The sequence below is a fragment of the Mycolicibacterium lutetiense genome, assembly GCF_017876775.1.
In the GTDB taxonomy this organism is placed as follows: Bacteria; Actinomycetota; Actinomycetes; order Mycobacteriales; family Mycobacteriaceae; genus Mycobacterium; species Mycobacterium lutetiense.
On record NZ_JAGIOP010000001.1, the window covers coordinates 170961 to 196854 of the forward strand.

20 protein-coding genes and 1 pseudogene are annotated in these 25894 nt (G+C 65.2%); 10 read left to right on the plus strand and 11 right to left on the minus strand.

All coding sequences use genetic code 11. The annotated features are described in order from the left end of the window. The first annotated feature begins 326 nt into the window (after nt 1–326). The 5 genes from JOF57_RS00865 to JOF57_RS00885 all read left to right on the plus strand — a co-directional run bounded on the left by JOF57_RS00865 (nt 327) and on the right by JOF57_RS00885 (nt 7542). Nucleotides 327–752 carry an MmpS family transport accessory protein gene (locus tag JOF57_RS00865; protein WP_209915659.1) on the plus strand — a complete coding sequence of 142 codons (426 nt, stop codon included), beginning with the start codon at nt 327–329 and terminating at the stop codon, nt 750–752. Then, the gene (locus tag JOF57_RS00870) at nt 749–3631 is read left to right on the plus strand and encodes an MMPL/RND family transporter (protein WP_234937668.1); all 2883 of its coding nucleotides are present in this window, start codon (nt 749–751) and stop codon (nt 3629–3631) included. Before JOF57_RS00865 ends, JOF57_RS00870 begins: the two co-directional genes overlap by 4 nt. 397 nt (nt 3632–4028) lie before the next feature. Next, complete coding sequence (locus JOF57_RS00875; RefSeq protein ID WP_209912728.1) at nt 4029–4238, plus strand: heavy-metal-associated domain-containing protein; 210 nt, start codon at nt 4029–4031, stop codon at nt 4236–4238. Nucleotides 4239–4374: 136 nt separating this feature from the next. Then, entirely contained in the window at nt 4375–5208 is an 834-nt protein-coding gene (locus JOF57_RS00880; protein WP_209912729.1) for a DUF8832 domain-containing protein, read from the plus strand. 27 nt (nt 5209–5235) lie between these two features. Next, complete coding sequence (locus tag JOF57_RS00885; RefSeq protein WP_209912732.1) at nt 5236–7542, plus strand: heavy metal translocating P-type ATPase; 2307 nt, start codon at nt 5236–5238, stop codon at nt 7540–7542. A gap of 125 nt (nt 7543–7667) precedes the next feature. Here JOF57_RS00885 and JOF57_RS00890 read toward each other — a convergent pair whose 3' ends face one another. Continuing rightward, nucleotides 7668–10913 (minus strand): arabinosyltransferase domain-containing protein, encoded by a 3246-nt coding sequence (locus JOF57_RS00890; protein WP_209912734.1) that lies wholly within the window; start codon nt 10911–10913, stop codon nt 7668–7670. Nucleotides 10914–10983: 70 nt separating this feature from the next. Here JOF57_RS00890 and JOF57_RS00895 point away from each other — a divergent pair, with 70 nt between their 5' ends. Then, nucleotides 10984–11562: a TetR/AcrR family transcriptional regulator gene (locus tag JOF57_RS00895; RefSeq protein WP_307869930.1), complete on the plus strand. Its 579-nt coding sequence runs from the start codon at nt 10984–10986 to the stop codon at nt 11560–11562. Between the two features lie 19 nt (nt 11563–11581). On the opposite strand, the gene JOF57_RS00900 is transcribed toward JOF57_RS00895, so the two are convergent. From JOF57_RS00900 to JOF57_RS00910, 3 genes are all read right to left on the minus strand, one after another. After that, complete coding sequence (locus tag JOF57_RS00900) at nt 11582–13801, minus strand: hypothetical protein (RefSeq protein ID WP_209912736.1); 2220 nt, start codon at nt 13799–13801, stop codon at nt 11582–11584. 226 nt (nt 13802–14027) lie between these two features. After that, the gene (locus JOF57_RS00905) at nt 14028–14489 is read right to left on the minus strand and encodes an SRPBCC family protein (protein ID WP_209915665.1); all 462 of its coding nucleotides are present in this window, start codon (nt 14487–14489) and stop codon (nt 14028–14030) included. Between the two features lie 81 nt (nt 14490–14570). Next, entirely contained in the window at nt 14571–15041 is a 471-nt protein-coding gene (locus tag JOF57_RS00910; RefSeq protein ID WP_307869931.1) for a MarR family transcriptional regulator, read from the minus strand. A 227-nt stretch (nt 15042–15268) separates the two neighbouring features. Between JOF57_RS00910 and JOF57_RS00915 the strand changes: the two genes are divergently transcribed. Genes JOF57_RS00915 through JOF57_RS00930 form a run of 4 tightly spaced genes read left to right on the plus strand, consistent with a single transcriptional unit; the run spans nt 15269 to nt 19571 of the window. Beyond that, a complete protein-coding gene (locus JOF57_RS00915; RefSeq protein WP_209912739.1) occupies nt 15269–15733 on the plus strand; it encodes an MmpS family transport accessory protein in 465 nt (154 codons plus the stop codon). Continuing rightward, nucleotides 15712–18567, plus strand: a complete 2856-nt coding sequence (locus JOF57_RS00920) for an MMPL/RND family transporter (protein WP_407666549.1) — start codon at nt 15712–15714, stop codon at nt 18565–18567. Before JOF57_RS00915 ends, JOF57_RS00920 begins: the two co-directional genes overlap by 22 nt. A 1-nt stretch (nt 18568) precedes the next feature. Beyond that, nucleotides 18569–19021, plus strand: a complete 453-nt coding sequence (locus JOF57_RS00925) for a hypothetical protein (protein ID WP_209912743.1) — start codon at nt 18569–18571, stop codon at nt 19019–19021. Between the two features lie 40 nt (nt 19022–19061). Next, complete coding sequence (locus tag JOF57_RS00930; RefSeq protein WP_209912745.1) at nt 19062–19571, plus strand: DinB family protein; 510 nt, start codon at nt 19062–19064, stop codon at nt 19569–19571. A 12-nt stretch (nt 19572–19583) separates the two neighbouring features. On the opposite strand, the pseudogene hchA reads toward JOF57_RS00930, so the two are convergent. From hchA to JOF57_RS00965, 7 genes and pseudogenes are all read right to left on the minus strand, one after another. Next, nucleotides 19584–20464: pseudogene (gene hchA / locus JOF57_RS00935) on the minus strand (glyoxalase III HchA). A 74-nt stretch (nt 20465–20538) separates the two neighbouring features. Then, nucleotides 20539–21249: an anti-sigma factor gene (locus tag JOF57_RS00940; RefSeq protein WP_209912747.1), complete on the minus strand. Its 711-nt coding sequence runs from the start codon at nt 21247–21249 to the stop codon at nt 20539–20541. After that, a complete protein-coding gene (locus JOF57_RS00945) occupies nt 21246–21827 on the minus strand; it encodes a sigma-70 family RNA polymerase sigma factor (RefSeq protein ID WP_209912749.1) in 582 nt (193 codons plus the stop codon). The genes JOF57_RS00940 and JOF57_RS00945 overlap by 4 nt, the downstream gene beginning before the upstream one ends. A gap of 2 nt (nt 21828–21829) precedes the next feature. Then, complete coding sequence (locus JOF57_RS00950) at nt 21830–22609, minus strand: DUF1295 domain-containing protein (RefSeq protein ID WP_209912751.1); 780 nt, start codon at nt 22607–22609, stop codon at nt 21830–21832. Continuing rightward, nucleotides 22606–23874, minus strand: a complete 1269-nt coding sequence (locus tag JOF57_RS00955; protein ID WP_209912753.1) for a class I SAM-dependent methyltransferase — start codon at nt 23872–23874, stop codon at nt 22606–22608. Before JOF57_RS00955 ends, JOF57_RS00950 begins: the two co-directional genes overlap by 4 nt. Beyond that, the gene (locus JOF57_RS00960) at nt 23864–24592 is read right to left on the minus strand and encodes a DUF1365 domain-containing protein (RefSeq protein ID WP_209912755.1); all 729 of its coding nucleotides are present in this window, start codon (nt 24590–24592) and stop codon (nt 23864–23866) included. Before JOF57_RS00960 ends, JOF57_RS00955 begins: the two co-directional genes overlap by 11 nt. Then, nucleotides 24586–25887 carry an NAD(P)/FAD-dependent oxidoreductase gene (locus JOF57_RS00965; RefSeq protein ID WP_307869932.1) on the minus strand — a complete coding sequence of 434 codons (1302 nt, stop codon included), beginning with the start codon at nt 25885–25887 and terminating at the stop codon, nt 24586–24588. Before JOF57_RS00965 ends, JOF57_RS00960 begins: the two co-directional genes overlap by 7 nt. Between the last annotated feature and the right edge of the window lie 7 nt (nt 25888–25894).

The window sequence follows — 25894 nt, forward strand, 5'->3', positions numbered from 1 at the left end:
CAGCACAACGGTGTTCGGTGACAAGCCGGAAACTTACCTGCCTCCCGCTGGTGCGATGATTCTTGACCCTGGCGACGCGAATGGAGAGCCGCGCGCAGCCTTCTTCGGCTGGCATCGCCATCAACGTGGCCAAATGCCGTCGCAGTAATGGGTTGCGGGCAGATATGCATCTCACGGTGCGCGATTTCGAGGCTCACCCATATACTCCCTAGGGGTATGGGGTGTACGCTCCCGGCAGGCGGTGAAACACCATGGCGCCGGAGAACGGCGCGCCAAATACTGCTGTTGTTCACGTCGGTATGGCCGACGCATTGAAGGGACGAGAGATGTTTAGGGTCGTGCAGCGAATATGGATACCAGTGGTGGTGGTGATGGTGGTCGCGATCGCAGTGTTCGCGGTATCGCGGTTGCAGGGGGTGGCCGGTTCGCCTGATCAGGTTCCGGGCGCCATCAGGGATGGATCTGAGCCCGTGATTCCCAAAGACGTGACGTATGAAGTGTTCGGTCCGGCGGGAACGACGGGCCAGGCTAACTTCCTCGACGAGCATGCTCAGCCACAGCGCGCAGATTTCGCGACACTGCCGTGGTCGCACACCATCTCAACGAAACTGATGTCGGTTTTCGCGAATGTGGTCGCGCAGGGGGACAGCGGCACGCTTGGCTGCCGGATCACCGTCAACGGCGTGGTCCGCGACGAGCAGTCGGTGACCGCCCATAACGGCCAGGTGTTCTGCTTGGTGAAGTCCGCATGAGAACCGTCATGGCCGCTGCCAAGCCGTCCCGCGTCGCGTCGGCCATCCGCCGGGTGCCCGGACTGATGATCGTGGCGTGGCTGGTGGCGATGGTGGCGGTGAGCGTCGTTGTGCCGTCGCTCGAAAAGGTGGGGCAGGCGAACTTGGTCTCGCTGGCGTCCCAGGATGCGCCGTCCTACAAGGCGCTCAAGAAGCTGGGCGAAGAGTTCGATCAGTTCGGTTACGACAGCATGGTCATGGTGTTGCTGGAAAGCGATACCGAGCTCGGCGACGAGGCGCGCGACTATTATCGCGGCCTGGTCGCTCAGTTCAAGGATGACCGTGAGCACGTCGACCACGTTCAGGACTTCTGGGGCGACCGCGTCACCGCGGGCGGGTCGCAGAGCATGGACGGCAAGGCAGCCTATGTGCTACTGAATATGGTTGGCGACCAGGGGACTACGCCGGCCAAGAAAGCTGTCGAGTCGGTACGCGATATCATCGATCGAAGCAATCCGCCGTCCGGGCTGAAGGTCTACGTCACCGGTCCGGCCGCGCTCACGATGGACTTGAATTCCGCCGCTGACGATAGCCAGCTGATGATGACGTTGATCACCTTCGCGATCATCGCTCTCATCCTGTTGATCATCTATCGCTCCTTCGCGACGATGTTGCTCGTCACGATCACGGTCTTCGTCGAGCTCAGTGCCGCGCGCGGAGTGGTTGCCATCCTCGGGCATTACCAGGTCATGGAACTGTCGAACCTCGCGGTGAACCTGCTGACGATGCTGGGGATCGCGGCAGCTACCGACTACGCAATCTTCTTTCTCGGCCGATACCACGAGGCGCGAGCGGCCGGCCAGGATCGTATTGCGGCGTATTACACGACATATCACAGCGTTTCGCACGTCGTCCTCGGGTCGGGTTTGGCGATTGCGGGTGCGACGCTCTGCCTGACGTTCACCCGGCTGCCTTACTTCGCAGCGGTGGGTATTCCCAACGCCGTGGCCATGCTTGTCATCGTCGCCGCGGCACTCACGCTCACTCCGGCGGTGCTGCTGGTGGGCACCCGCTTCGGGTTGCTCGAATCGAAGCGCAAGATCAAGACTCGGGGATGGCGCCGGATCGGCACCGCCCTCGTGCGCTGGCCGGGACCGATTCTGGTCGTGACGATGATTGTCTCGCTGATCGGTCTAGGGGTGCTGCCGTCGTACACGGTCAACTACAACGACCGGTATTACGTCCCAGACAGGATGCCTTCCATTCAGGGCTATCAGGCGTCGGATAGGCATTTCTCGAAGGCCAAGATGGACCCGGACATCCTGCTGATCGTGGCCGATCAGGATCTGCGCACCCCCGCCAACATGCTGATCCTGGACAGGATCGCGAGAAACATCCTCCGCGTCGAGGGAATCAACAAGGTGCAGAGCATCACTCGGCCCTTGGGGGCGCCGATCGACCACAGTTCGATCCCGTTCCAGGTGAGTATGCAGTCGGTGTCGATGACCGAGAACCTGCAGTTTATGAAGGACCGCATGAGCGACATGCTCGGGATGACCGACGAACTCGGTTCGATGATCCGCATCATGGAACGCATGCACGGCCTCATGCAGCAACAGGCCGGCATCACCCACGACATGGTCGGCGATGCGAAGGACTTGCAGGCGACATCCGACGAAATGCGCGACCACATGGCCAATTTCGACGATTTCTGGCGCCCGATGCGGAATTACCTGTACTGGGAACCGCATTGCGCCAACATCCCGATCTGTTTCTCGACGCGGTCGTTGTTCGACGGACTCGACGGGATCGACAAGCTCAGCGAGAACATGGATTCGATGCTGGTCAATCTGGAGAGAATGGACGAGCTGATGCCGCAGCTGGTTGCCCAGTTGCCGCCGATGATCGCAATCTCCAAGAGCATCCAGTCCACCATGCTGACCATGCACAGCAGCTTCAGCGGGCTGATCGAGCAGATCAGTCGTATGACCGACACGGCGACCGTGATGGGTCAGGCCTTCGACGCCGCGAAGAACGACGACTACTTCTACCTGCCGCCGGAGGCCTTCGACAACGCGGACTTCCAGAAGGGCCTCAAGCTGCTGGTGTCACCGGACGGCAGGTCCGCGCAGATGATCATCACGCATGAGGGTGATCCGGCGGGACCTGAGGCGCTCGCCACGACGCCTGCGGAGCTGACTGCGGCGAAGGAAGCCATCAAGAGCACGCCGCTGGAGGGATCCGAACTCTATCTCGGCGGTACCGCCGCGACCTATCACGACATCGAGGAGTTCACGAAATACGACCTGATGATCGTCGTGATCGCGGCGCTCAGTCTCATCTTGATCATCATGCTGGTCATGACGAGAAGCATCGTCGCGGCCACGGTGATCGTCGGAACGATCGCGATCTCGCTGGGTTCGTCGTTCGGGCTCTCGGTGCTCTTGTGGCAGCACATTCTCGGCCAGCAGCTGCACTGGTTCGTGCTGCCGATCACGGTCATCATCTTGTTGGCGGTGGGATCGGACTACAACCTGCTGCTGGTGTCCCGGTTCAAGGAGGAGCTGCACGCCGGCCTGAACACGTCGATCATCCGCGGGGTCGCCGGTTCCGGGAGCGTGGCCACGCAGGCGGGTCTGGTGTTCGCGATCACCATGGGCTCGATGGTCACCAACGACCTGATCGCCATCGGTCAGGTGGGATCCGCGATCTGTCTGGGCCTGTTGTTCGACACCTTCGTGATCCGCGCGTTCATGACCCCAACCGTTGCAGCGCTTTTGGGTCGCTGGTTCTGGTGGCCGATAAAGGTGCTTCCCACCTCGGCGATCAATCGGAGGGCTACGAAACCTAACGATTCCGCCGGCGAGGACACCACCGAGATCCCGGTTCCGGCTCGCTGAGTTCGTTCCGGTCCGGCCAGGGTACCTGCGGGCCCTGGCCGGTCAGCCAGCGGTTCGGATTGCTGATACGAGCGGAATTGATCTGGGGCACTGGTGATTACAGAGTGGTTTGCGCCAAACCACCTTGGACGCCCCGGCCGTGAAACTCACGGCCGGGGCGCGGCCATCGACTGTTGCACCAGGGACGGGTTACAAACGGCCATCCGCTTGAAACGCGATGCTCACCATCGCTTCTGTGACGGTGATCCGCGAGGGCCGATAACCGAACGTCATCTCGCACGGTAGGTCCATTGCCTCAGTCGTGCGCACTTGACGAAATACCTTACGGGGGTATGGTGGTGCTAGACCATATACCCCTGGGGGGTATAACGAAATACGTAAACGCGAAGGGAACTCTATGACTACCACCACGTACCAGGTGACCGGGATGACTTGTGGCCATTGCGAGGGAGCGGTCACCCGGGAAGTCAGCCAGGTGGCCGGGGTTGAGCGGATCGACATTTCCGCAACCACCGGCAGGCTCTCGGTGACCAGCGCGGGCGAACTTGACGACGCCGCGGTCTTGGCTGCCGTCGAGGAAGCCGGATACAGCGGAGTGCGCGCCTGACATGCGCGCACCGCTAAGACTCGGGTTGTACGTCGTAGCTCTGGTTGCGATATTCGTCGCCGGCTTCGTCGGGGCCCGAGCACTCATCCCCGCAGACGCATCCGCGTCGTGGAAAAGACAAACGGAGGCAACACAAATGGATCACGGAGCACACAACCACGCCGGCACCTCAGGATCGCACTCGTCGGCTGAGATGCCGGGCCTGTCGATCGAACGTAGCGGGTATCAGATCCGCGACGTGGCAGCACCCGACGTAGTCGGAGAGGACGGCACGCTGTCGTTCCGATTGACCGGCCCCGGCGGCGTTGCGCTCACCGAGTACGACACCGCCCACGACAAAGACCTCCACCTGATCGTCGTCCGTAACGACGGCGCCGAATTCCGGCACGTGCACCCCCACAACGACGGTGACGGCCGATGGTCGATGCCGTGGCGGTGGAATGCGGCAGGCTCCTACCGAATCTTCGCCGACGTCGTTCCCACCGATCTTGGCAGCAACGTGACGCTGACCTCGACCACGTCGGTCGCCGGCGACTTCGTGCCGAGGCCGCTGCCGCCGGACTCCACCGTCGCCACCGTCGGCGATCTCACCGTCACCCTCGACGGATCGCTCGGCGTCGGCACAAGCTCGACCCTGACGTTCACCGTGACCCGCGCGGGGCAGCCGGTGGATACGCTCGAACCATATCTTGCCGCCTACGGGCACCTGGTGGCGCTGCGCGTCGGTGACCTCGGGTACCTGCACGTGCACCCGATGGGGGAGCCCGGTGACGGAGTCACCCAGCCCGGTCCCGACATCGAGTTCATGGCATCCGCGCCCACCGACGGCACGTACCTGCTGTACCTGGACTTCAAGGTCGATGGACAGGTCCGCACCGCAGAGTTCACGGTCACCGCGGCACCGGCCGCGGCTCCCGGCAATGCCACCGCCGGCTCGCCCGAGCACGGACACGCCGGCGCCGGTCACTGACCGGCAGCACGAGGAAGGACTGATCACATGACGACATCGCCCGCTCGGCCGCAGACGTCGGATGCAGAGAGCATCGAGCTCGACATCAGCGGCATGACCTGTGCGTCATGCGCCATGCGGATCGAGAAGAAGCTCAACAAGCTCGACGGCGTCTCGGCGACGGTGAACTACGCCACCGAGAAGGCCCGCGTCAGTACCCCGCCCGGATTCGACACCGCGGTCCTGATCGCCGAGGTCGAGAAGACCGGTTACGGCGCCGCCGTGCCGTCCGCTAAGAACTCAGTGTCGAATGCCGACGAACAGCGCGAGGATCCGGAGCTGACGACCCTGCGCAACCGTCTCATCGGCTCGATCGTGCTGTCGGTGCCGGTGATCGTCCTTGCGATGGCTCCGGCGCTGCAGTTCACCTACTGGCAGTGGGCGTCGCTGGCGCTCGCCGCGCCGGTGATCGTCTGGGCCGCATGGCCGTTCCACAAGGCCGCGTTCGCCAACCTCCGGCACGGCGCCGCGACGATGGACACCCTCATCTCGGTGGGCACCTCCGCGGCGTTCCTGTGGTCGCTTTATGCGCTGTTCTTCGGCACTGCCGGGGTACCCGGGATGACGCACGCGTTCGAGTTAACAATCGCCCCCGGGGACGGATCCGCCAACATCTACCTGGAGGTCGCCGCCGGCGTCACCACGTTCGTCCTGGCCGGACGCTACTTCGAGAAGCGATCGAAGCGCCAAGCCGGCGCGGCCATGCGGGCACTTCTGGAGTTGGGCGCCAAAGACGTTGCGGTACTGCGCAATGGCGTAGAGACCCGAATCCCAACCGAGGACCTGGCAGTCGGCGACGAGTTCATAGTGCGGCCAGGCGAGAAGATCGCCACCGACGGCGTCATCGTCGACGGCACCTCCGCGGTCGACGCGTCAATGCTGACCGGTGAATCGGTGCCGGTCGAAGTCACCGAAGGCGACACCGTGGTCGGCGCAACCGTGAACGCCGGCGGACGCCTGCTAGTGCGCGCCACCCGGGTCGGATCGGACACGCAGCTCGCGCAGATGGCCAAGCTGGTCGAGGACGCTCAATCCGGCAAGGCCGAGGTCCAGCGCTTGGCGGACAAGATCTCCGGCGTCTTCGTACCGATCGTGATCGGTATCGCTGTCGCCACCCTTGCGGTGTGGCTCGGCGGTGGGTTCGGAATCTCGGCCGCTTTCACCGCTGCCGTCGCAGTGTTGATCATCGCGTGCCCCTGCGCACTCGGCTTGGCGACCCCGACCGCGCTCTTGGTCGGGACTGGCCGCGGCGCCCAGCTGGGCGTTCTGATCAAGGGCCCCGAGGTGCTGGAGTCGACGCGCAAGATCGACACCATCGTGCTCGACAAGACCGGAACGGTCACCACCGGCAAGATGACCCTGCTCGGTGTCACGACGACCGCTGACACCACCGACGACGAGGTGTTGCGGCTTGCCGGCGCCGTCGAGGACGCATCCGAACACCCGATCGCCCAGGCGATTGCCAAAGGCGCAGCACAGCGGGTTGGTACTCTGCCCACCCCGGAGTCCTTCAAGAACATCGAAGGCAGGGGCGTGCAGGGGATCGTCGACGGACACCTCTTGGTCGTGGGTCGAGCGTCGTTGCTCGAGGACTGGTCAATCACAATGAACGCAGACCTGACCGCCGCCAAGGAGGCTGCCGAGAAGGCCGGGCAGACCGCGGTTGTGGTCGCCTGGGACGGAGCCGCCCGCGGCGTGCTGGTGGTCGCCGACGCAGTCAAGGACACCAGCGCCGAAGCCATCCGCCAATTCAAGGCGCTGGGATTGACCCCAGTCCTGTTGACCGGCGACAACCGGACCGTCGCCGAGCAGGTCGCCGAGCGGGTCGGGATCGAGCAGGTCATCGCCGAGGTCCTGCCACGGGAAAAGGTCGACGTCGTGACCCGCCTGCAAGCCGAGGGCAAGGTCGTCGCAATGGTCGGCGACGGTGTCAACGACGCAGCCGCACTCGCGCAAGCAGATCTCGGCCTGGCGATGGGCACCGGAACCGACGCTGCAATCGAAGCCGCGGACCTGACCCTGGTGCGGGGTGACCTTCGATCGGCGGCCGACGCAATACGGTTGGCACGCAAGACATTGTCGACAATCAAGGTCAACCTGTTCTGGGCGTTCGCCTACAACGTCGCCGCGATCCCACTGGCCGCGCTGGGGCTACTCAACCCGATGCTCGCCGGCGCCGCGATGGCGTTCTCGAGCGTCTTCGTCGTCAGTAACAGCCTGCGACTGCGAACCTTCCGCTCCGAAGCTGACAGCACCACGAGTTTCGAGCCGCTGCCTACTCCGGCTGTCCGATGAAAGTGCGTTCACCGGTGGCGGCCGGGGCTGCCCTGACACTTCGGCCCCTTCTGTGACCGGGCCCCGATCGCCAGCATCCCCGAGCCATAGGGTTCGGGCACCGGGTACAGGTCGGGGGCGCGCACTCATGGTCCGATGCGAATAGGGCCGGGATTCCAGAGTCCACTTCGAACGGCGGTCCCGAGCTGCAGGTGGGCTTCGGGCGCGTTGACGACGGGGGTGAAGCGGCGCAGGGAACCCCAGTCGCGGCCCCAGTCCCGCGACAGGTACGTGGGCATGACATGAGCCCGCAGCATCAGATCGGTGATACCCAACGGACCGCCGTTGTCGCCGGACTGCCAGGTGTCCGGCATTTCGATCTTGGCGGGGTAATCCGGCGAGATTCGATAGTTGGGGATCTGCATGACGCCGTTGGCGTGCAACATGGGCTGTTGGCACGGAAACGCCAATCCCACAGCCCAATCCAGCAGCACCGGCTTCGTGGAGCCGAGATATTCCTGCACTGATCTGAGCTCGGGCAGCCGGGGCGGGGTGACGGCGACCCAATCTCCCGGGTCCAGGGAGCGGTCGTCGGCGACTATCCGGACGTAGGAGGCGTCAGCGGGGATGGCGCTGCGGGGGAAACGTAGGTTGCGCCAGGCTGGTTGCGGGCCGATGTCGGAAGGGATGAGCCGCCCGTCGGGTTGAGGTGCGCCGTCGGGGCCGGGTGTGCCGTATTCCAGGGCGACGGTCTGGGCGGTGGTGTGCCCGGAGAGGACGCTGTTGCCGGTGATGGTGCCGGCCGCGGTGATCACGATGAGTGGGTGGGCGCTGTCGGCGGCGGGAAGTCGATACCACGCGGAGGTGAGCGTGCTGACCTGTTGGGGGCCGGCTGTGAAGCTACCGGCCACTGGCACGCGGGTGGGATCAAGACCGTACGGCAACACGACGCTGGAACCGTTGACCCCGGGCTGATCCAGAGCGGTTGGCGCATCCCAGTCGTAGTCGGTTCCGGATTTCGCCTGACTCTGCCAAATAGCCTCTGCCAGTGTGTGTTCAGGTGCGCCGTTCGGGTCGAAGCCGATCGGCTCGGTGCCGCCCAATGGCCCCAGGGGGCCGTAGCGTTCGGGCAGCGGCGGGAGGAATCCGGCATTGGCGTCGGGTTCGACGAGAACATCGTCGGCCAGCCCGCAGCCACCGGTCAGCTCGCGCAGATTGGCCCAGCCGTTGGAGTAGCTGGGGTATTGCTTGACCGCTCCGGTCAGCATCGATCCGGTGCACACCAGCACCATCAGCCCGGCCGCCACGGGGACCGGTGCTGCGGTCAGCATCCGGGTCAGACGCGCGGGAGGTTGTCGCGGTGGGACCAGGTGCAGCCAGCCGGCATAGCCCGCGGCCGCCAGACACAGCCAGAGGAACACCGCGCTCGCGGTGACCGGTCCCCAGTGCGGACTGCTGTCGTTGAACGGCACCCCGTAGCTGGAGACGTACCAGAATCCGTTGGTGGACGCGAAGCACAGGGCGAGAATCAGCAGCACGATGGAGAGAAACGCCGCCTGATTGCGTCGTGAACGCAGCACCGTCGGGCCGAAGAGCACCGTGGCCACTGCGGCCATCGCCGCGCCGGCGGCGGCGAACAGCCCGAAATGGTGTATCCACTTGGTCGGGGCGAACGTCAGCAGGAAGATGGTGGCGAAGATAACTCCCATCAATCGCCACACCGGCCCGACTGCGATTCCAGGTATTCGCTTGCGGCGCAATATCAGCAGCATCGAGGCGAACAGGCACGCGATGGTGATCAAGATTCCGAAGCGGCGCGACAAGGCGGCATCGGTGGTCGGCAGGAACAGGTAGAAATAGCGCAGGTTCTCGGTGTACCAGGGCTGCGCGGGCCCGATCGCGGTGCGCACCGCGGTGGCTTCGCGTACCGCAGCCAAGGTTTGGTCGGCGAAGATCACTGTGAGGACCACGAACCCGGCTGCCGCCAAGGGCAGCAGCACCGGCCAGATCCCCACCGATTTCGCGCGAGTGACAATGATCCGCACGATCGGGCGACCACCCGCCAGCAGGACAGCCACAGCGATGATTCCGGTGGGCTGGATGCCGAGGGTGAACGCGGCCACCACGATCGCCAGCCCGACCGGTGTGGCGCGGCGTGTCGCAATGGCGCGTTCGACAAGGACGTAAGTGATGAGGGCGCCGGTGGCGATCTGACCTTCCGGCCGCAATCCGTTGTTGAACGGCATCCACGCCGCGATGAACACCAGCGCCGCCGTCCACACCGCGGCGCGGTTTCTCATTACCGCTCGTCCGAGCCGGGGCAGAACTTCCCGGGAGAGCAGCAGCCAACACACCAGCGCACAGACCAAGTCCGGCAGTCGCAACCACAGGCTGGCATGACTGACGTGGGTCATCGCCGCGATCAGCTCGTAGTACCAGCCGAAGGGATCTTCGGGGCTGCCGTACCAACGGAAGTAGTTGGCCATGTAGCCGGCATGACTGGAGGTGTTGGCCATGCCGAATTGGTAGCCGTCATCGGAGGATCCAGCGCCGGCGATAAACCAGACCACCGATACCACGATGACCGCGGCGTCCACCGCGGTGAAGGTGCGCCAACGGGTCGGAATGAGGCGTTGCATGCGGCGCCCGTCGAGGCGGTCAAGTCGCCACAGCGCCAGCAGCGCGATAATCGTGCCGAGGATGCCGGCGACCATCGCAGCAGTCTTCAGCGGTGAAGGGGAGCTGGTGTATCGGGTGTCGATGGTCGCGGCGAACGACAATCCGGCCGGGGCGGGACCAGCGAGGTCGGTGAACACCCCGACGATCTGGGGCCGCAAGTTCGCATCGCCGAAGCCGCTGCGCAACGGGCCGCCGGTGTCCGGATCGATCAGTCCTTCGACTGCGGCGAAGGTACCGGCTGTCGAGGAGGACAGCTCCAACCGCTGACACTGCGGGTCGATCATTCGGCTGCGTGGCACGCTGAGGATCACCACGTTGCGGGCAATCACATCGACCCGTTGGGCGGTAACTGTGATGAAGAGCCCGTTGAGCATCGCCTGCTTGCCGGCCGCCGGCACCGTGCTCAACACCACCCCGCCCGAGGTGGGCATCTCGCGAAAGACGCTGCAGGGCACCGACGCTTCCAACGACTCCGGGGCCAGTGCGATCAGCGGCGCGGTCACATTACCCAGGCGTCCATCCTGTGGCCACTGCAGCGACGCGGTGGTCTGCACCACCGGCAACACCGGAATCAGAGCACTGGCCACGAACCCCACCAGTCCCGCGATGATTGCGACCCATCGGGTCACCGGCAACGGTCGGCGGCTTCGCGCTGCCGGCGCCTCGGAGAGTTCGCTTCCAGGCGCCGGGGCGACGTCCTCGACCAGGCTCACCGAGCGTCCCTCGCCCTCGTGTTCGCGCGCATCACATCATCAATATCTGAAGCAAATGTTACAGTCAAGCGTGCCGCGACCGTTCGACCGCGATAAACGCGAAGCGCTATTGGCCACTGCGGGAGCGATTTTGGCGCGCACCGGGGTCGTTGACACCTCATTGCGTGAGCTGGCCTCCCAGATGGAGACCAGCGCTCGGATGTTGGTGTACTACTTCGGCACAAAAGAGCAACTCATGCTTGAAGTGTTGAACCGCCAGCAGCGTGCCGCGATACCGGAGACCGAGGATCTGGACCTTCCGGAGTCGATTGCGGCACACCGTGAATGGTGTTTCGAAGACTGGTACGAATGCACGCGCGGTGAGCGTCGTGACAGCCTGCGTGTCGTGCTGCAGATTTTCGGTGCCGCGTGTGGCGTCGACAGTCCGTACCGCGAATACACCTGGGACACCTTGTCGCTGTTGACGCGCAACTCCAAGGCCCGCCTTCTCGCGCTCGGGATGCCTGCCCGCGTCGCCGAGACCCGCTCGCGCATCGCGCTGGCAGCGTTCCAGGGCTTCATCATCGAATTTTTCACCGCGCCCGATCCGACCTTCGTCGACGACACGTTCGCCAGGTTCGTCGACGAATTCCTGCTTGCGCCTTTCTAGGTCGTCAACAGCTTGTCGGTTACCCGCGACCCGAACACATCGGTGGCGGGCACTTCGGCCCCTTCGGCGACGCGGGCTCCGATCTCGGCTGCTCCGAACGCTGCTGAGGAGCCTGCCGCGGGGCCGGAGCCTCGCGGGCCGGCGGCTCCTGCCGAGCGGGCGCCTCCCGCTCAGGTCGTTGCCGGGCGGGCGCCTCTCTCGGGGGTGCCTGCTGAGCGGGTTCCTGCCAGACGGGAGCCTGGCGTTCGGGGGTCCGATACGTGGGAGCCGGGGCCTCCTTGGGTGCCTCGCGCTCGGGCGCGGGCGCGGGTTCCTGCCACACCGGTGCCTCGCGAACCGGAGCCTGGGTCTCAGGCGTCGGTGCCTCGGGCTCAGGGACCTGAACCTTGGGAGCCGGATCGCGCTGCACCGGAGACTCTTCCGGCTTCTTCTGTTGCTGCGGAGGCTCCTGCTGTCTCGGTGCCTCCGGAGGCGCTGCAGGTGCCTCCGATACCGGCGCCTGCGGATGGGGAGCGGTCTGTCGCGGCGCCGGGTCCTCCCGGGAACGATCGAGTGCAGGGTTGGGTGGGCTCGCCGGTTCCGGTTGGTCCGGAGATACTGCGTCGGCCGGATTCGGCCGGTCGGCCGGCGGTGGTGGTGTCGCCGGTAGCCCCGGGGAAAGATCCAGGTCCTTCTCCGGCGCCGGTGCGGTCTCGGGCTTTTCGCGCGGTTCGTCGATCGTCGGCGGCGTGTAGGCGGGCACCGGCGACAGCTTGGGCGCACTGAACGTGGGTGACACCTTCGACGGCGGCGCGGTCGGTGCGGGTGCCGCCAAGGCCGGTGGCGCGGTTGCCGCCGCCGGCTCGAACGGTGTTCGGTGTTTTTCCTCGGGCGTATCGGGTCGTTGTCCGAGCGCCGACACCGGCTGCCACCCGTCGAGGGGATCGGTCCGCGGAGTGAGGTCCCTGGCGAAGTTACGTGCGGACTTGTCCGCGAGGTCCTTCATCAGGTGCCCGGAGTTGCGTGTCGCGGTGTCGTTGGAGATGAACTGTGTCAGTGAGGTATTCAGGCTCACCACCGGGGACGAGACGTGGATGTTGACGGACGTGTTCACCGTGACAGCCGGGGGCGCCCAATCGCGCTTGCGCGGATTGTGCCAGTCCCGGTTCCTGTTCCAGTTCTGATACAGGTGCGGGTTGAATCCGTGGGCCCGGTCCCACTGCGTACGGCGGTAGACCGGGTTGTAGTTTCGGAACTTCCACCGGTAGTGCTGCTGGTACGGGTGGTGACGGTCGTACCAGCGCTGGTTGCGCGGGTCGCCTGGGCGGTCGCGGTGTTGGCCCCATTCGTTGCGGCCATTGCGGTCCCAGCCGTGGCGGTCGTAGCCCGCCCAGTTGTAGCCGGACCAGTTGTAGCCCCAGCGGTCGTATCCCCACCTGTCATAGCCCCAACGGTCATATCCCCACCGGTCGAAGCCGATGAAGTCGTAACCGTACTGGTTGTAGCCACTGAGGTCGTAGTTGTACCAACCGCCGGAGTTGTAGCCGTAGAGCTGGCCCCAGGACTGGTCGTAGTAGCCCAGGTTTGTGAGGTTGGGCGTCGGCGGCGGATCAATGGGCTGCGGCCAATCGGCCATCGGGGAATCGGGAACGCCGAGCGGTGCCGGAACGTAGTCGTCGGACGCGCCATATCCCCAGGTCGGCGCGGTCGCGCTGGTCAGTGCCACGACGTCCTGCTGCGGGTCGGCCGGGGCAGAGGCTGGGGCGGCGGCCGGTGACTCCGGAGACGGGGCGGGCAACGGTGCGAGTCGTAGCACCGAATCGGGCGTGTACTGCAGAAGTTGTTGTGTCAGTTGAAGATAGAGGTTCTGCAGACTGGTTCGCTCAGGTGACGACGACAAGTAGTCCAGGTCCTGCTTGGCTTGATTGAGCGCGGTGCGGGCGTCAGTCAGCTGATCGGCGGTGGGCTGCTGCCCGCTGCCGAGAATGTCCTGCGCCGTCTTCAGGTCAGCTACGACAGCGGTCAAAGCGACGTCTTGGGCGTGTCCCGGAAACACCGTCCGCGTGACGCCCCACAGAGAACCGCCGGGTGAGGTCTCATAGGCCGCGCCGAGTAAGCCGACGACGAGTACTCCGGCCATGGCGGCGGCGACGGTTGCCTTGCCTCGGCGTGAGCCGGGAACGAATCTTCGTCGTCGCGGCAAAGGCTCGGCAAGCTCCACGACATTCTCGCGGACCGGTCGGGGGCCGAGCATCGTCATGTCGTTCTCCTCAGCTACGGCCGGTGTGGCCGTGATCGCGCCGCTCCCGACCGCGCGGATTCAGATGTCCCGGTGCTCAGTGGTTCAGCCCGGTACCTAATGCCTACCACAACTGCTAAGTACGACTAAATTTTATTTATTCCCACCACGCGCGCCGGCATCGCGCCGACATTCTCGTCAACGCGTAGCTGTCGCACAGGGATTCACTGGAAGGCGGTGTATCCGGCTATTGCTCGCCGGCCTCCACGACGTCCTTGATCCGTTCGAGGGTCTTGCGCATATCGCGGATGTTCCGGCGCCGGCGGAGCTGCCCGCCGAGCATCGAGAACACGGCGGTGAAGGCTCCCGGCGACATCCGGAAGGATTCGGTGACATCGGTCTCGGGTCCGGCCGGTTCCAACCGGTAGTGCCAGTTGTTGACCGGCCGGTCGCCGACCAGGACCGCGAACCCGAACTCACGTCCGGGTTCGCAGGCCGTCACCTCGCACGTCGTCCAGTAGATGGGGCCGATCTCGTTCCGTTTTACGTGCCCGCGGAACCGCGCGCCGAGGGCGGGGCCGGTGGCGCCGCCGAGCCATTCGGCTTCCATCACCTCCGGTGAGAACTTCCCGGTGTTGCGCACGTCGGCGATGAGATTCCAGATGCGGTCCGCCGGCGCGGCCATCCGCACGGTTACCGAGCCTTCCATGGACATGGCGTCCGCCTCCTCGGGGCAATGGCGTCAAGGTAACACCGGCCTGGGCCAGGACTGCGGGTTTTCCGGGCCGCGCTAAGCATCGGTGCTTGCATGGGTGTCGGCGATCTCGCGCATCTGGTCGACCAGTCGTCCCGCGACCTGGGCAGCGAGCCACAGCGCCATTTGGTCGTCATCCGACAAGCCCGCCAACAGTTCGGCGATGCGCTGCTTGCGTAGAACGGCCCGCTCTTCCCACAGGCGCCGGCCGCCCTCGCTGACCTTGACCAGGCAAGCCCGCCCGTCATCGGGGTCGCTGCACCGCTCCAGCAGGCCTTGCTGTTCCAGGCGCTGGACCAGTTGCGTCATGCCCGACTGGCTTGCGCCCTCGGCCTCCGCGAGCGCGGTGACCCGCATCGGCCCTTCGCGGTTGAGTCGGACGAGGACGAGCGTCGCGCTCGCGCTCAAGCCCTTGCGATCGGCGAGATGCCGCCACATCAGGTCGGCGCTCGCCACGAGCATCGACGATACGGCTTCCACGTTGCTGTCGAAGGGTTCGCTGCTCACCGTTCATTTATATCAGTTGGAGGATGTAATTGGGCGAAAGCGGTGCGGCTGGCCTACTGGTGGCGCGGATGCCGGCCGTGGCGTTCATCTGCAGTTGTACGCACTGCTAAACGCAGTAACCCAAGTAGTCATCGCGCTTGACTCAGCTGTCAATCTGCTGTGAATGCAAGGCGGTTGTTCATGTACGGCTTGAGAAGTACATCCCATATGCGATATATCTGTCGGTCATGATCGGGGAGCAGCGCGCGGGCGATCGCAGACGACGAAACCGAACGCTCCTGCAGATCGGATGGCTTCCCGTCGTCACGGTCGTCGCAGTGGGCATGGGAGCGTTGGGTGTCTGGAAGGTCCACCAGATGTCGGAGCCCGGCCCTGTGCCCACCGTTCTTGCCGCGCAGGCGCCCGAACAGTTCACCCCCAAACAACTCACCTACGAGGTGTTCGGCTCCGTCGGCGACGGCGGGATGCTGAGCTACGTCGACATCGACGGGCACCCGCACAAGGTCGATGTCACCGAGCTGCCCTGGACACATACCGAGACGACGACCCTCACTGTGGTCTCCGGCAGCATCTCGGTACAGGTCAACGGCGGCGAAGTCGGGTGCCGAATGCTGGTCAACGGCGTTGTGCGCGACGAACAATCGTCCACCCATGCCGAAGCTGACGTCACCTGCCGGGTGAAGTCCGCATGAGCACTCATCGGACCAACCGACCCTTCGTCGCGCGGACCGTGCGCATCCTGGCGGTGCCGATCATCGTGTTCTGGGCGCTGCTCGCCGTCGCCACCAATACGTTCATCCCGCAGGTCGAGCGGGTCGCCGAGGAACTCGCGGGCTCGATGATCCCGAGCTACGCACCGTCACAGGTCGCGATGCTGCGCATCGGGGAGAAGTTCCAGGAGTCCACGTCCACCAGCCTCACCATGCTGGTGTTCGAGGCCGATCGCCCGCTCGACGACGGTGACCACCGGTACTACGACGACTTGATGAACCGGCTCAAGCAGGACCCCGGGCACGTGCAATACGTGATGGACCTGTGGGGTAAGCCGATCACCGCTGCCGGAGCCCAAAGTGTCGACGGCAAGTCGACTTTCGTGCTGTTGCGACTCGCCGGAAACATCGGCCAGCTTCAGGCGAACGAGTCCGTGAACGCCGTGCGGGACATCATCGCCAACGACACCCCGCCACCGGGCCTCAAGGTCTACGTCAGTGGTGCTGCGCCACTGGCGGCGGACACCCTCGCGATCGCCAACTCCAGCCTCAACAACATCACGATCCTGACGATCATCCTCATCGTGATCATGCTGCTGGTGGTCTACCGGTCGGTCGCCAACGTACTCGTGCCGCTCGTCAGCGTTCTGATCGAAATGCTTGTCGCCAAAGGCGTCATCGCGACGCTCGGCCACTTCGGCGCCATCCCGCTGTCGTCGTTCGCGGTGAACATCGTCGTCGCACTGACATTGGGGGCCGGAACCGACTACGGCATCTTTTTGATGGGGCGGTATCAGGAGGCCCGGCAGGACGGCGAGAGCCGTGAGGATGCGTTCTTCACCGCGTACCGCAGCGTCGCGCCCATCATCATCGGCTCCGGGCTGACGATCGCCGGCGCGTGTTACTGCCTGAGTCTGGCGCGGCTGGACTACTTCCACACCATGGGGCCGGCGGTCGCCATCAGCATGCTGTTCACCATCGCTGCCGCGCTGACCCTCGCGCCCGCGCTGCTCACCTTGGGCAGCCTTTTCGGTTTGTTCGACCCAAAGCGCATGATCAAAGGGCACCTGTACCGGCGGATCGCGACGAGCGTGGTGCGTTGGCCGAAACCCGTCTTCGTCGCAAGTACCGCCGTCGTGATGATCGGAGCGGTGTTCGTCCCCACCTTCCAGGTCAGCTACGACGACCGCGCCTACCAACCTGCCGATGGCGCAGCCAATCTCGGTTTCGAGGCCTCCGATCGGCATTTCTCGCAGAGCAAGTTGTTCAGCGAGATGTTGATGGTCGAGAGCGACCATGACATGCGGAACTCGGCCGACTTCATCTCCCTGGACCGGGTCGCCAAGAGTCTCATCCGGCTCCCCGGCGTCGCCATGGTGCAGAGCATCACCCGGCCACTGGGCCGGCCGTTGGAGCACGCCACGATTCCCTACCTGTTCACGACCCAGGGCAGCGGAAGCGGCCAGCAGCTGCCGTTCACCCAGCAGCAGAACGAGAACACCGACAAACAGGCGGAGATCCAGGCGCGTTCAGTCGGGGTTCTGCAGCAGGTGATCGGGCTGACCCAGCAGATGGCCGATGAACTGCATTCAACGGTGCTGACGCTGGAGAACCTCAAGCAGGTCACCGACGACATGAACGCCGGAATCTCCAATCTCGACGACTTCCTGCGGCCCCTGAAGAGCTATTTCTATTGGGAACCGCACTGTTTCGACATACCGGCGTGCTGGGCGATGCGATCACTGTTCGACTCGCTCGACGGCATCGACAGCCTCGACGCCCAGATCGCCGACGCCGTCACGTCCTTCGAGGCCATCGATCGGCTGCTGCCGCAGATGATCTCGCAGCTGGAGCGGATGATGGCCGACAGTCAGTCCCTGCTGGGCGTCATCACGAACAACTACGGACCTGCGCATCTGCAGTCCACCCAGACCGACCAGACCTACTACGACCTGATCAACGTGGGCAACGACTTCGACAAATCGCGCAGCGACGACTTCTTCTACATTCCGAGAGAGGCGTTCGACAATGAGGACGTCAAGACCGGCATGCAGCTGATGATGTCGCCGGATGGCAAGGCCGCCCGGCTCATCGTCACTCACGAGGGCAATGCCATGGGGCCGGAAGGAATCGACCACGTCGAACAATTCCCGGATGCGATCAAGGCGGCGCTCAAGGAAACCTCGTTGGCCGGTTCCAGGATCTACATTGGCGGCGCGGGGTCGAACAACAAAGACATCAAGGCCTATGCCGCGTCCGATCTGCTCATCGTGGCGATCGCCGCGTTCGTGCTGATCTTTCTGATCATGCTGTATCTGACCCGGAGCCTGGTGGCGGCGATGGTGATTCCCGGCACGGTGGCGTTCTCGTACGCGGGCGCCTTCGGACTGTCAATCCTGGTGTGGCAGCACCTGATCGGACTGCACCTGCACTGGCTGGTGCTGCCGCTGACCTTCATCATCCTGGTCGCTGTCGGCTCGGACTACAACCTGCTGCTGATCTCCCGGGTCAAGGAGGAGTCCGGCGCGGGATTGAACACCGGGCTGATCCGTGCGCTCGGGAGCACCGGTGGTGTGGTGACCTCGGCGGGTCTGGTGTTCGCGTTCACCATGTTGGCCATGCTGATCAGCGATCTGCGCACCATCGGCCAGGTGGGTTCGACCGTGTGCATCGGGCTGCTGCTCGACACCCTGATCGTGCGTTCGTTCATCGTGCCGTGTCTGCTGCGCTTCCTCGGTCCGTGGTTCTGGTGGCCCACATTCATCCGGCAGCGACCATTGAGACAGCGACCATCGCGGCAGCGATCAGAGGTGTGACATGACGACATCGAGTCTGTTCGGCATCCTGGCGATCATCTCCTTCGCGCTGATCGGGGTGTTCGCCGCCGTCGCTTTCCTGTACACGAGGCGGTTGATGGGCCACGCCCACGTCACCTCGAAACTCCGTATCGGCACCGTGCCGGCGATCTTGCGTAAGGTCCGCGCACGCGAGGCGCTCTCGGACGCGGAACTGAACCTCGCACGGCGGGTGCTCACCGACCGTGGCAGCATCCTTGCGCTCGCCGTTCCCGCCACCCTGTTCTCCATCGGATGCTTCTTTGTCTTCGGCAGCCTCGAACAGCTGCACGGACGCACCCCGTCGGAGCGAACATTCCTCGGCGTCTTCCCGATGCTCACCTCGACAAACATGGCGATGCAGATACTGCGGAGCGCGCGTCTGAAGCGGCGGATTCCGAATCCGGCTCCGCCGGCGCCGACATCCGCACCCTGACTGAGCAGCCCAGCGTGGGGTCGGTGGCAGCATCGTGGGCATGACGTCGACGGAACGGCCCGTGCCGCCACTGAATGCCGATGAACGCACGATGCTGGAGAGCTGGCTGGAGTTCTATCGCGCCACGTTGGCGCTGAAATGCCAAGGCCTGGATGAGGAGCAGCTGCGGTCGGCCTCAGTGCCGCCCTCGGGGTTGACCTTGCTGGGTCTGGTGCAGCACGCGGCCGAAGTGGAACGGAACTGGTTTCGTCAGGTGCTGACCGGCGACGAAGCGCCACCGATCTTCGGGCCACGCGATCCCAACGGCCATGACGGTGGTTTCGAGGTGTCTGGGCAATCGTCATTCCGCGTCGCAGAACAGATCTGGCAGGACGAGATCAAGCAGGCCCGACTCAACTGTGCGGCGCGGGGCCTCGATGACACCGCCGCGTTCATGGGCGGCGAGGTCAGCTTGCGGTGGATCTACACGCACATGATTGCCGAGTACGCCCGCCATTGTGGGCACGCGGATCTGGTCCGCGAGCGCATCGACGGGCAGGTGGGTGTCTGAGGCGGACGCTGGTCAGGTCTGGCGCTCCAGCCCGAGCGCGTCGAGTAGGCAGTTGACGGCCAGCTTGCCCAGCGCATCGGACGCCAGTGGGCTGTCGCCGGTGAGCAGGCGGCGGTCCTGGTGCACGGTGCCGGCCATCGTGTCGTTCACGATGGTGAGCCCCTGCTTGGCCAGCAGATCGGCGACGAGCCATTGCAGGCGCCCGGGTAGATAGCCGATCTCGATGTTGGGGCCCTCGTCGAGCGAATCAGGGAACACGCACACCGAGTACCCGGCCAACGGTGACTGCGCTTTACCGAGGTCGGCGGCCAGCAGTGCCGCCGGACCGTGGCACAGGGTGATGATGAACCGGCCGTGGTCCACGGCCGGTTCAGCGTCTGGCCCACCGTCACGCTGCCCGGTAGCCCGACGACGGCACCGTGGCCGCCGGGAACGAAGACCGCGAGGTAGTCGGAGGATGGATGGAGATCCGCGACCACTTCGGACAGCTTGCGGGGTTGTTTGAGCTTGGGTTTGAGGGCGTCGAAGGTCGCCATCACGGCGGCATCCTCGCGGGGCAGGGCCCACAATGCCAGTTTGGCGGGGTACCCGGAGATGGTCGCGACCTCGACGCCGAACCCGGCCTCCATCAGATGGTGCAGCGGTAGCAGCATTTCCACCGGATGGTTGCCGGTGGAGAACATCTTTCCGTTCTGGCACAACACATATCGCTCTTCGGTGGCGATCATGAGTACCTTCCACCGGCCCTCGGTGTAGGCGTCCTTGTGTTCGACGCCGGCGAAGTCGGTCTTGGCGGAGGTGTACTGGCTCAACGAGTAGGGCGACGGGAAGAAGGCATTGTCCTCGGCCTGATCGGGGGTGAGCTCCCTGCTGAGGTCTGCGTCGGTTGACATCTGGTTCACAACTTCCTGCTCGCCGTTGTGTGGTCGAGGTCAGTGATACCCGGCTTTCGCCCACCTCATGCCTGTCACCGCAAGGGCAGTTGGGCGAAGATCGGGGTGGTGGGAGCCGTCGAACCGCTACCCGGCTCGACCGTGAAGGCCAGGGCCGATGCGTCGCCGAGGTTGGGTAGCACCGCGGTGGTCGACGGAGCCACGGCGGCCTGGTCCATCGTGCCCGCTGATTCCGGCCCGGCCTCGCGTAGCAGCCACATCTGATAGACGGTGCCGGGTTCGGGCGGCGCGACACCATTCATCACCAGTACGCCGGCGTTGCGCTGCCTGGAGAACACCACTGTGGCGGTACCGCCGGTGGGAATCTCGCCGGAGACGGTCTGCACGTCGGGCGCGGCGAATATCTGTTCGGCGGCCGACGGTGCGGAGGTCGGCCGCAGCGCGATCCCCACTCCGACACCTGCGACCGCGAGCACGACGGCGGCCGCGGCCGCCAGGGCCGCCGTGCGCCACCGGGGCGGTTTCGGCCGTAGCTCGCGGACCGACGCCGACGCAGCGGCCAGCACCTGATCACGCAGATGGGCCGGCGGTTCGAGGGCGGTGCCGGCCGCCAGCACGGCCATGGTTTCGTGGGTATCCCGCACCTCGTCGGCGAACTGTGCGGCGATCTCGGGCGGAGCGGCGGCAACGCGCCGTTCGATGTCGGCGTGTTCGGCGTCGGACACCGCGTGCAACGCAAACGGTGTGGCCAGCGTGATCAAATCGGCGTCCAGCGGGTCGGTCATGCGGCCCCCAAACAGTTGCGCAGGCCGCGGATGGCATCGCGCATCCGGGACTTGATGGTGGCCAGGTTGGCGGTGAGGCGTTGGGATACCTGGCGGTAGGTCAAGCCCTCGTAGTAAGCGAGGTGGATGCACTCCCGTTGGGCATCGGTGAGCGAGGACAGGCAGTCCGTCACCCGGCGCCGTTCGTCCTCGGTGATCACCGAATCGGCGACGTGATCGACGGGCGGCTCCACGGTGCTCGCCCCATAGCGCGACTCCCGTTGGGTGGCGGCCTGCTCGGTGCGTACCCGGTCCACCGCGCGCCGGTGTGCCAACGTCATCAGCCAGGCCATCGGAGAACCCGCTGTCGGGTCGTACCCGTCGGCGGAGCGCCATACCTGCAGATAGATCTCCTGGGTGGTTTCCTCGCTGTATCCCGGGTCCCGCACCACCCTCGTGACCAGGCCGAACACCCGCGACCTGGTGTGGTCATAGAGTTCGGCGAAGGCGTCGACGTCGCGTCGAGCCACCCGGCGCAGCAACGCGTCGAGGTCGGTGGTCACGCACCGTAGCCTAGCCACCGGCGCCAGTGCGGTCACGGTTATCGATACTTCGGTGGCATCGGGATGAAAAATGAAGTGCGCGAGCAGTATTCGGCGAACCCGGGACGCCCGGCCATGAACTTCTCGGCCAGCCTCGCCCCGGTCGCGTACACCAGGAAGTACGTCATGAGCACCGGGGAGAGCACCGTCAGCAGCGACAGCCAGTCGCAGAGGGTCACCAGCCACAGCCCCCACCACACGCAACTGTCGCCGAAGTAGTTGGGGTGGCGGGTCCAGGCCCACAGGCCGCGATCCATGATCAGCCCCTTGTGGGCCGGATCGGATGTGAACCGGCGCAGTTGGTGGTCACCGACCGCCTCGAACACCAGCCCGACGGACCAGATCACCACCCCGGCAATCAGAACCGGCCGCAGCGCCGTAGGTGTCGGTCCCAGCGTCGAGGACAACTGCACCGGCAGGGAGACAAACCAGGTTGCGGCGGCCTGGATCCCGAACACCTTGCGCAGCACGTGGCCGGCCGAGTAGTCGCCGCCCAGCAGTTCTCGGTAGCGCGGATCCTCACCCTTGCCCGCTGATTTGAGCACCATGTGCCAGGACAGCCGCCCAGCCCACACGGTGATCAGCATCAACAGCAGCAGACGGCGGAAGAGATCGCCGGTGCCGAGCAGCGCGGACACCACGGCGACGACGATGAACCCCACGCCCCAGGCCACGTCGACGACGTTGTACCGCCCGATCGTCCGGCCGATCAGGAACGTCGCTCCATGCACGACGACAAGTGCAGCCAGCGATACCGCGGCGACGATCAGCAGATTCATCGTGAACCTCCGGTCGCTGCGAACGTCCACTGGTAGACGTCGAGATAGCCCGAGCTGAAACCCGCCTCGGAGTAGGCCAGGTACAACTCCCACATGCGTTGGAAGACATCGTCGAAACCGGACAGTGCCAGCTCCTGCCGGCGTGAGACGAAGCGTTCACGCCACAGCCGCAGCGTTTCGGCGTAGTGCGGGCGCAGTGACAGCATGTCGACTGTGCGCAGCCGGGTGGCGCGTTCGGTGGCGCCGATCACCGCCTTGGTCGAGGGGAGTGATCCGCCGGGGAAGATGTACTTCTGGATCCAGGTGAAGGTGTCTCGCGAGGCGCGCATGCGGTCGTGCGGCATGGTGATGGTCTGGATCGCCACCCGTCCGCCCGGATTGACCAGCCGGTCCAATGTCTGAAAGTAGGTGGGCCAGAACTGATATCCGACGGCTTCGATCATCTCGACCGAGATCACGGCGTCGTAGCAACCGTCGACGTCGCGGTAGTCGAGCAGGTCGATCGTGACCCGATCGGACAGGCCCGCCGCCGCCACGCGTTGCCGCGCCAGTTGCTGTTGTTCGCCTGACAGGGTGACCGAGCGGATCTGGGCACCGCGGCCGGCGGCGCGGATGCACAGCTCACCCCAGCCGGTGCCGATCTCCAGCACGCGGCTGCCCGGCCCGACACCAGCGGTGTCGAGCAGCCGGTCGATCTTGTGACGCTGCGCGCCGGCCAGTTCCTCCGGGGTGGCAGGCAACCGGCCGAACAGCGCGCTGGAATATGTCATCGTCTCGTCGAGAAACTCGGCGAACAACTCGTTGGACAGGTCGTAGTGGGCCGAGATGTTGCGCCGGGACTGTGCGGGGTCGTTGTATTGCGATCGCGGTGCCCGCGGCAGCACCAGGCTTCGGAACCGTTGCAGCGGTGCGGGAATCAGCTCGCCCATGGACCGGCAGAACTCGGTCAGCAGACCGACGAGGTCGGTGGAGCTCCACTCGCCGGCCATATAGGACTCGCCGAATCCGATCAGGCCGTGCCTGCCGATCCGGCGCGCCAGCGCCACGGGGCGATGGATCACCATGGTGGGCAGGGTCGGGTCGGCTGCCCCGACCACCGTTCCGTCGGGAAAGGCCAGTCGTAGCGGCAGCGAGGCTGCGGCGCGCCGCAGCAACTGATCGGCCACGACTCCGGCCAGTGCCGCCAGCGGTCCGCTCGGCAGGCGTCCCACATCGGGCCAGCGGTCGGTGTCGACGGTGCCGGGCGCCTCGATCTCAATGCTCACAGTGAATTCCTTCGATATCGGCGGCCCGGGGGATCACGGGGACTCCGCGCAGCCACAACCTGATTCCCTCGATCCGGATGGCCATGGCCCCGGCCAGTGGGGCCAGCGGGGCAGTCAGTTGAAGCCGGAGAAGCACCCTGGCCGTCGCCGGCCTGCGCTCGCCTCGCAAGATCGCGACGAACGCCGGTTGTCCTTCGCGGTGCAGGGAAACCGTCACCGCCAGGTGTTCGTCGGGTTCGGGAGCCCGCAGGAGGTAGTGCCCGTCGACGGCGTTGAACGGTGACACGTACAGGCGCTTGGGTATTCGGGCGGGCCCAGGCGCGGGCAGCAGATAGGCGTGACGGCGGCCGTAGGTGTTGTGTACCTCGGCGACCACGTAGCGCAGCGTGCCGGCGGCATCGTGGCACCAGTACAGGCTCAGCGGGTTGAACACGTAGCCCAGCACCCGCGCCTGCAACAGGGCGGTGACCCGTCCGCCGCCCAGATCCACCTCATGCGACGCCAGGAACGCATCGATACGTTGCCGCAGTGAATCTTTCGGTCCTCCCGAGAAATGGTCGCGAACATCGAACCGGGCGAACGGTCCGAGCCAGCGGGGCAGGCGTGGCATCCGGTCGAGATCGACGTACCAGCTGTATCCGCGGTAGCTGAAGCGATGGTGCACGGGTGCCCGGCGAACATGGGTGATCCGGGTGCGGTACAGGGCGGGCGTCAGCATGGCAGCGCCTCCGGAGCCGCGTCGCCGGCCCAGCTGGCACCCAGTCGCTGGGCGGCCCGCCACCCCGACACTGCGCCGTCCTCGTGAAATCCCCACCCGTGGTAGGCGCCGGCGAACACCACCTGGTCGTCGTTGAGAGTGGGCAGGAGTTGTTGAGCCGCAACAAATTCGGTGGTGTAGACCGGATGGCAGTAGACCATCTCGGCCAACACCGTCGACGGGTCGACCCGATGGGCTCCACCCAGCGTCACCAGGTAGCGCCGATCTCCGCCCAGCCGCATCAGCCGGGTGATGTCGTAGGTGACCGTGACGGCCCGATCAGTGGGATCGACCAGATAGTTCCACGAGGCCCGCGCCCCCGCGCGCTGTGGCAGTACCGATTCGTCGGTATGCAGTTGAGCCTGGCTGAGGCTGTAGCGCAGGGCGCCGAGTATGCGTCGCTCGGCCTCGCTGGGGTGGGCCAGCATCAGCAGCGCCTGGTTGGGGTGCGTGGCGATGACCGCGGCGTCGAACCGCCGGGGTGTCTCACCGTCGACCGTCACCAGCACGCCGTCGGCGCTCCGCTGCACCGATCGCACTGCGGCACCCGCGACGGCCTCGTCGAGCCGGGACACGATCGCGTCGACGTAGGTGGCGGACCCGCCGAGGACGGTGCGCCACGTGGGCGAACCGAAGACCGAGAGCATGCCGTGGTGCTGCAGGAAGACGAACAGGTAGCGAGCCGGATAGCCCAGCGCCTCACCCGGCGGGCAGGACCAGACCGCGGCCACCAGCGGTGTCATGAACCGGTCGATGAAGTACTGGGAGAACCCGTGCCGCCGTACGAAGGCACCCAACGTGTCCTCATCCGCGCCGGGCGGGTGGTTCAGCAGATGAGTGGCCAACCGGTGGAATCGGATGATCTCGCCCAGCATCAGCAGGTAACGCGGCCGGGCCAGGTTGGACCACGTCGGGAACAGGCCGGCCACCCCGCGCGCACCCGCATACTCCAGGCCGCAGCCGTCGTCGCGTACCGACATCGACATATCGGTGTCCTGCGTGCGGATCCCGAGTTCGTCGAACAGTCGGCACAGGGTCGGATATGTCCGGACGTTGTGCACCAGGAAGGCCGTGTCGACGGCGACGGCGCCCCTGTCCTCGATGACGTGATGGGTGTGGGCGTGCCCGCCGAAGCGGGTATCGGCCTCCAGCAGCGTGATCCGGTCGCGCGCCGACAGGACGTACGCCGCGGTCAGTCCGGCGACGCCGCTGCCGATCACCGCGATGGAACGCCCGCCGGGATGAATGGTTTCCACATCCGGT

Excerpts from the sequence above, each read along its gene's own strand:
- JOF57_RS00865 (WP_209915659.1), top strand. The coding sequence starts at position 327 with ATGTTTAGGGTCGTGCAGCGAATATGGATACCAGTGGTGGTGGTGATG.
- JOF57_RS00870 (WP_234937668.1), top strand. The coding sequence starts at position 749 with ATGAGAACCGTCATGGCCGCTGCCAAGCCGTCCCGCGTCGCGTCGGCC.
- JOF57_RS00875 (WP_209912728.1), top strand. The coding sequence starts at position 4,029 with ATGACTACCACCACGTACCAGGTGACCGGGATGACTTGTGGCCATTGC.
- JOF57_RS00880 (WP_209912729.1), top strand. The coding sequence starts at position 4,375 with ATGGATCACGGAGCACACAACCACGCCGGCACCTCAGGATCGCACTCG.
- JOF57_RS00885 (WP_209912732.1), top strand. The coding sequence starts at position 5,236 with ATGACGACATCGCCCGCTCGGCCGCAGACGTCGGATGCAGAGAGCATC.
- JOF57_RS00900 (WP_209912736.1), bottom strand. The coding sequence starts at position 13,801 with ATGACGATGCTCGGCCCCCGACCGGTCCGCGAGAATGTCGTGGAGCTT.
- JOF57_RS00905 (WP_209915665.1), bottom strand. The coding sequence starts at position 14,489 with ATGGAAGGCTCGGTAACCGTGCGGATGGCCGCGCCGGCGGACCGCATC.
- JOF57_RS00915 (WP_209912739.1), top strand. The coding sequence starts at position 15,269 with ATGATCGGGGAGCAGCGCGCGGGCGATCGCAGACGACGAAACCGAACG.
- JOF57_RS00925 (WP_209912743.1), top strand. The coding sequence starts at position 18,569 with ATGACGACATCGAGTCTGTTCGGCATCCTGGCGATCATCTCCTTCGCG.
- JOF57_RS00930 (WP_209912745.1), top strand. The coding sequence starts at position 19,062 with ATGACGTCGACGGAACGGCCCGTGCCGCCACTGAATGCCGATGAACGC.
- JOF57_RS00940 (WP_209912747.1), bottom strand. The coding sequence starts at position 21,249 with ATGACCGACCCGCTGGACGCCGATTTGATCACGCTGGCCACACCGTTT.
- JOF57_RS00950 (WP_209912751.1), bottom strand. The coding sequence starts at position 22,609 with ATGAATCTGCTGATCGTCGCCGCGGTATCGCTGGCTGCACTTGTCGTC.
- JOF57_RS00960 (WP_209912755.1), bottom strand. The coding sequence starts at position 24,592 with ATGCTGACGCCCGCCCTGTACCGCACCCGGATCACCCATGTTCGCCGG.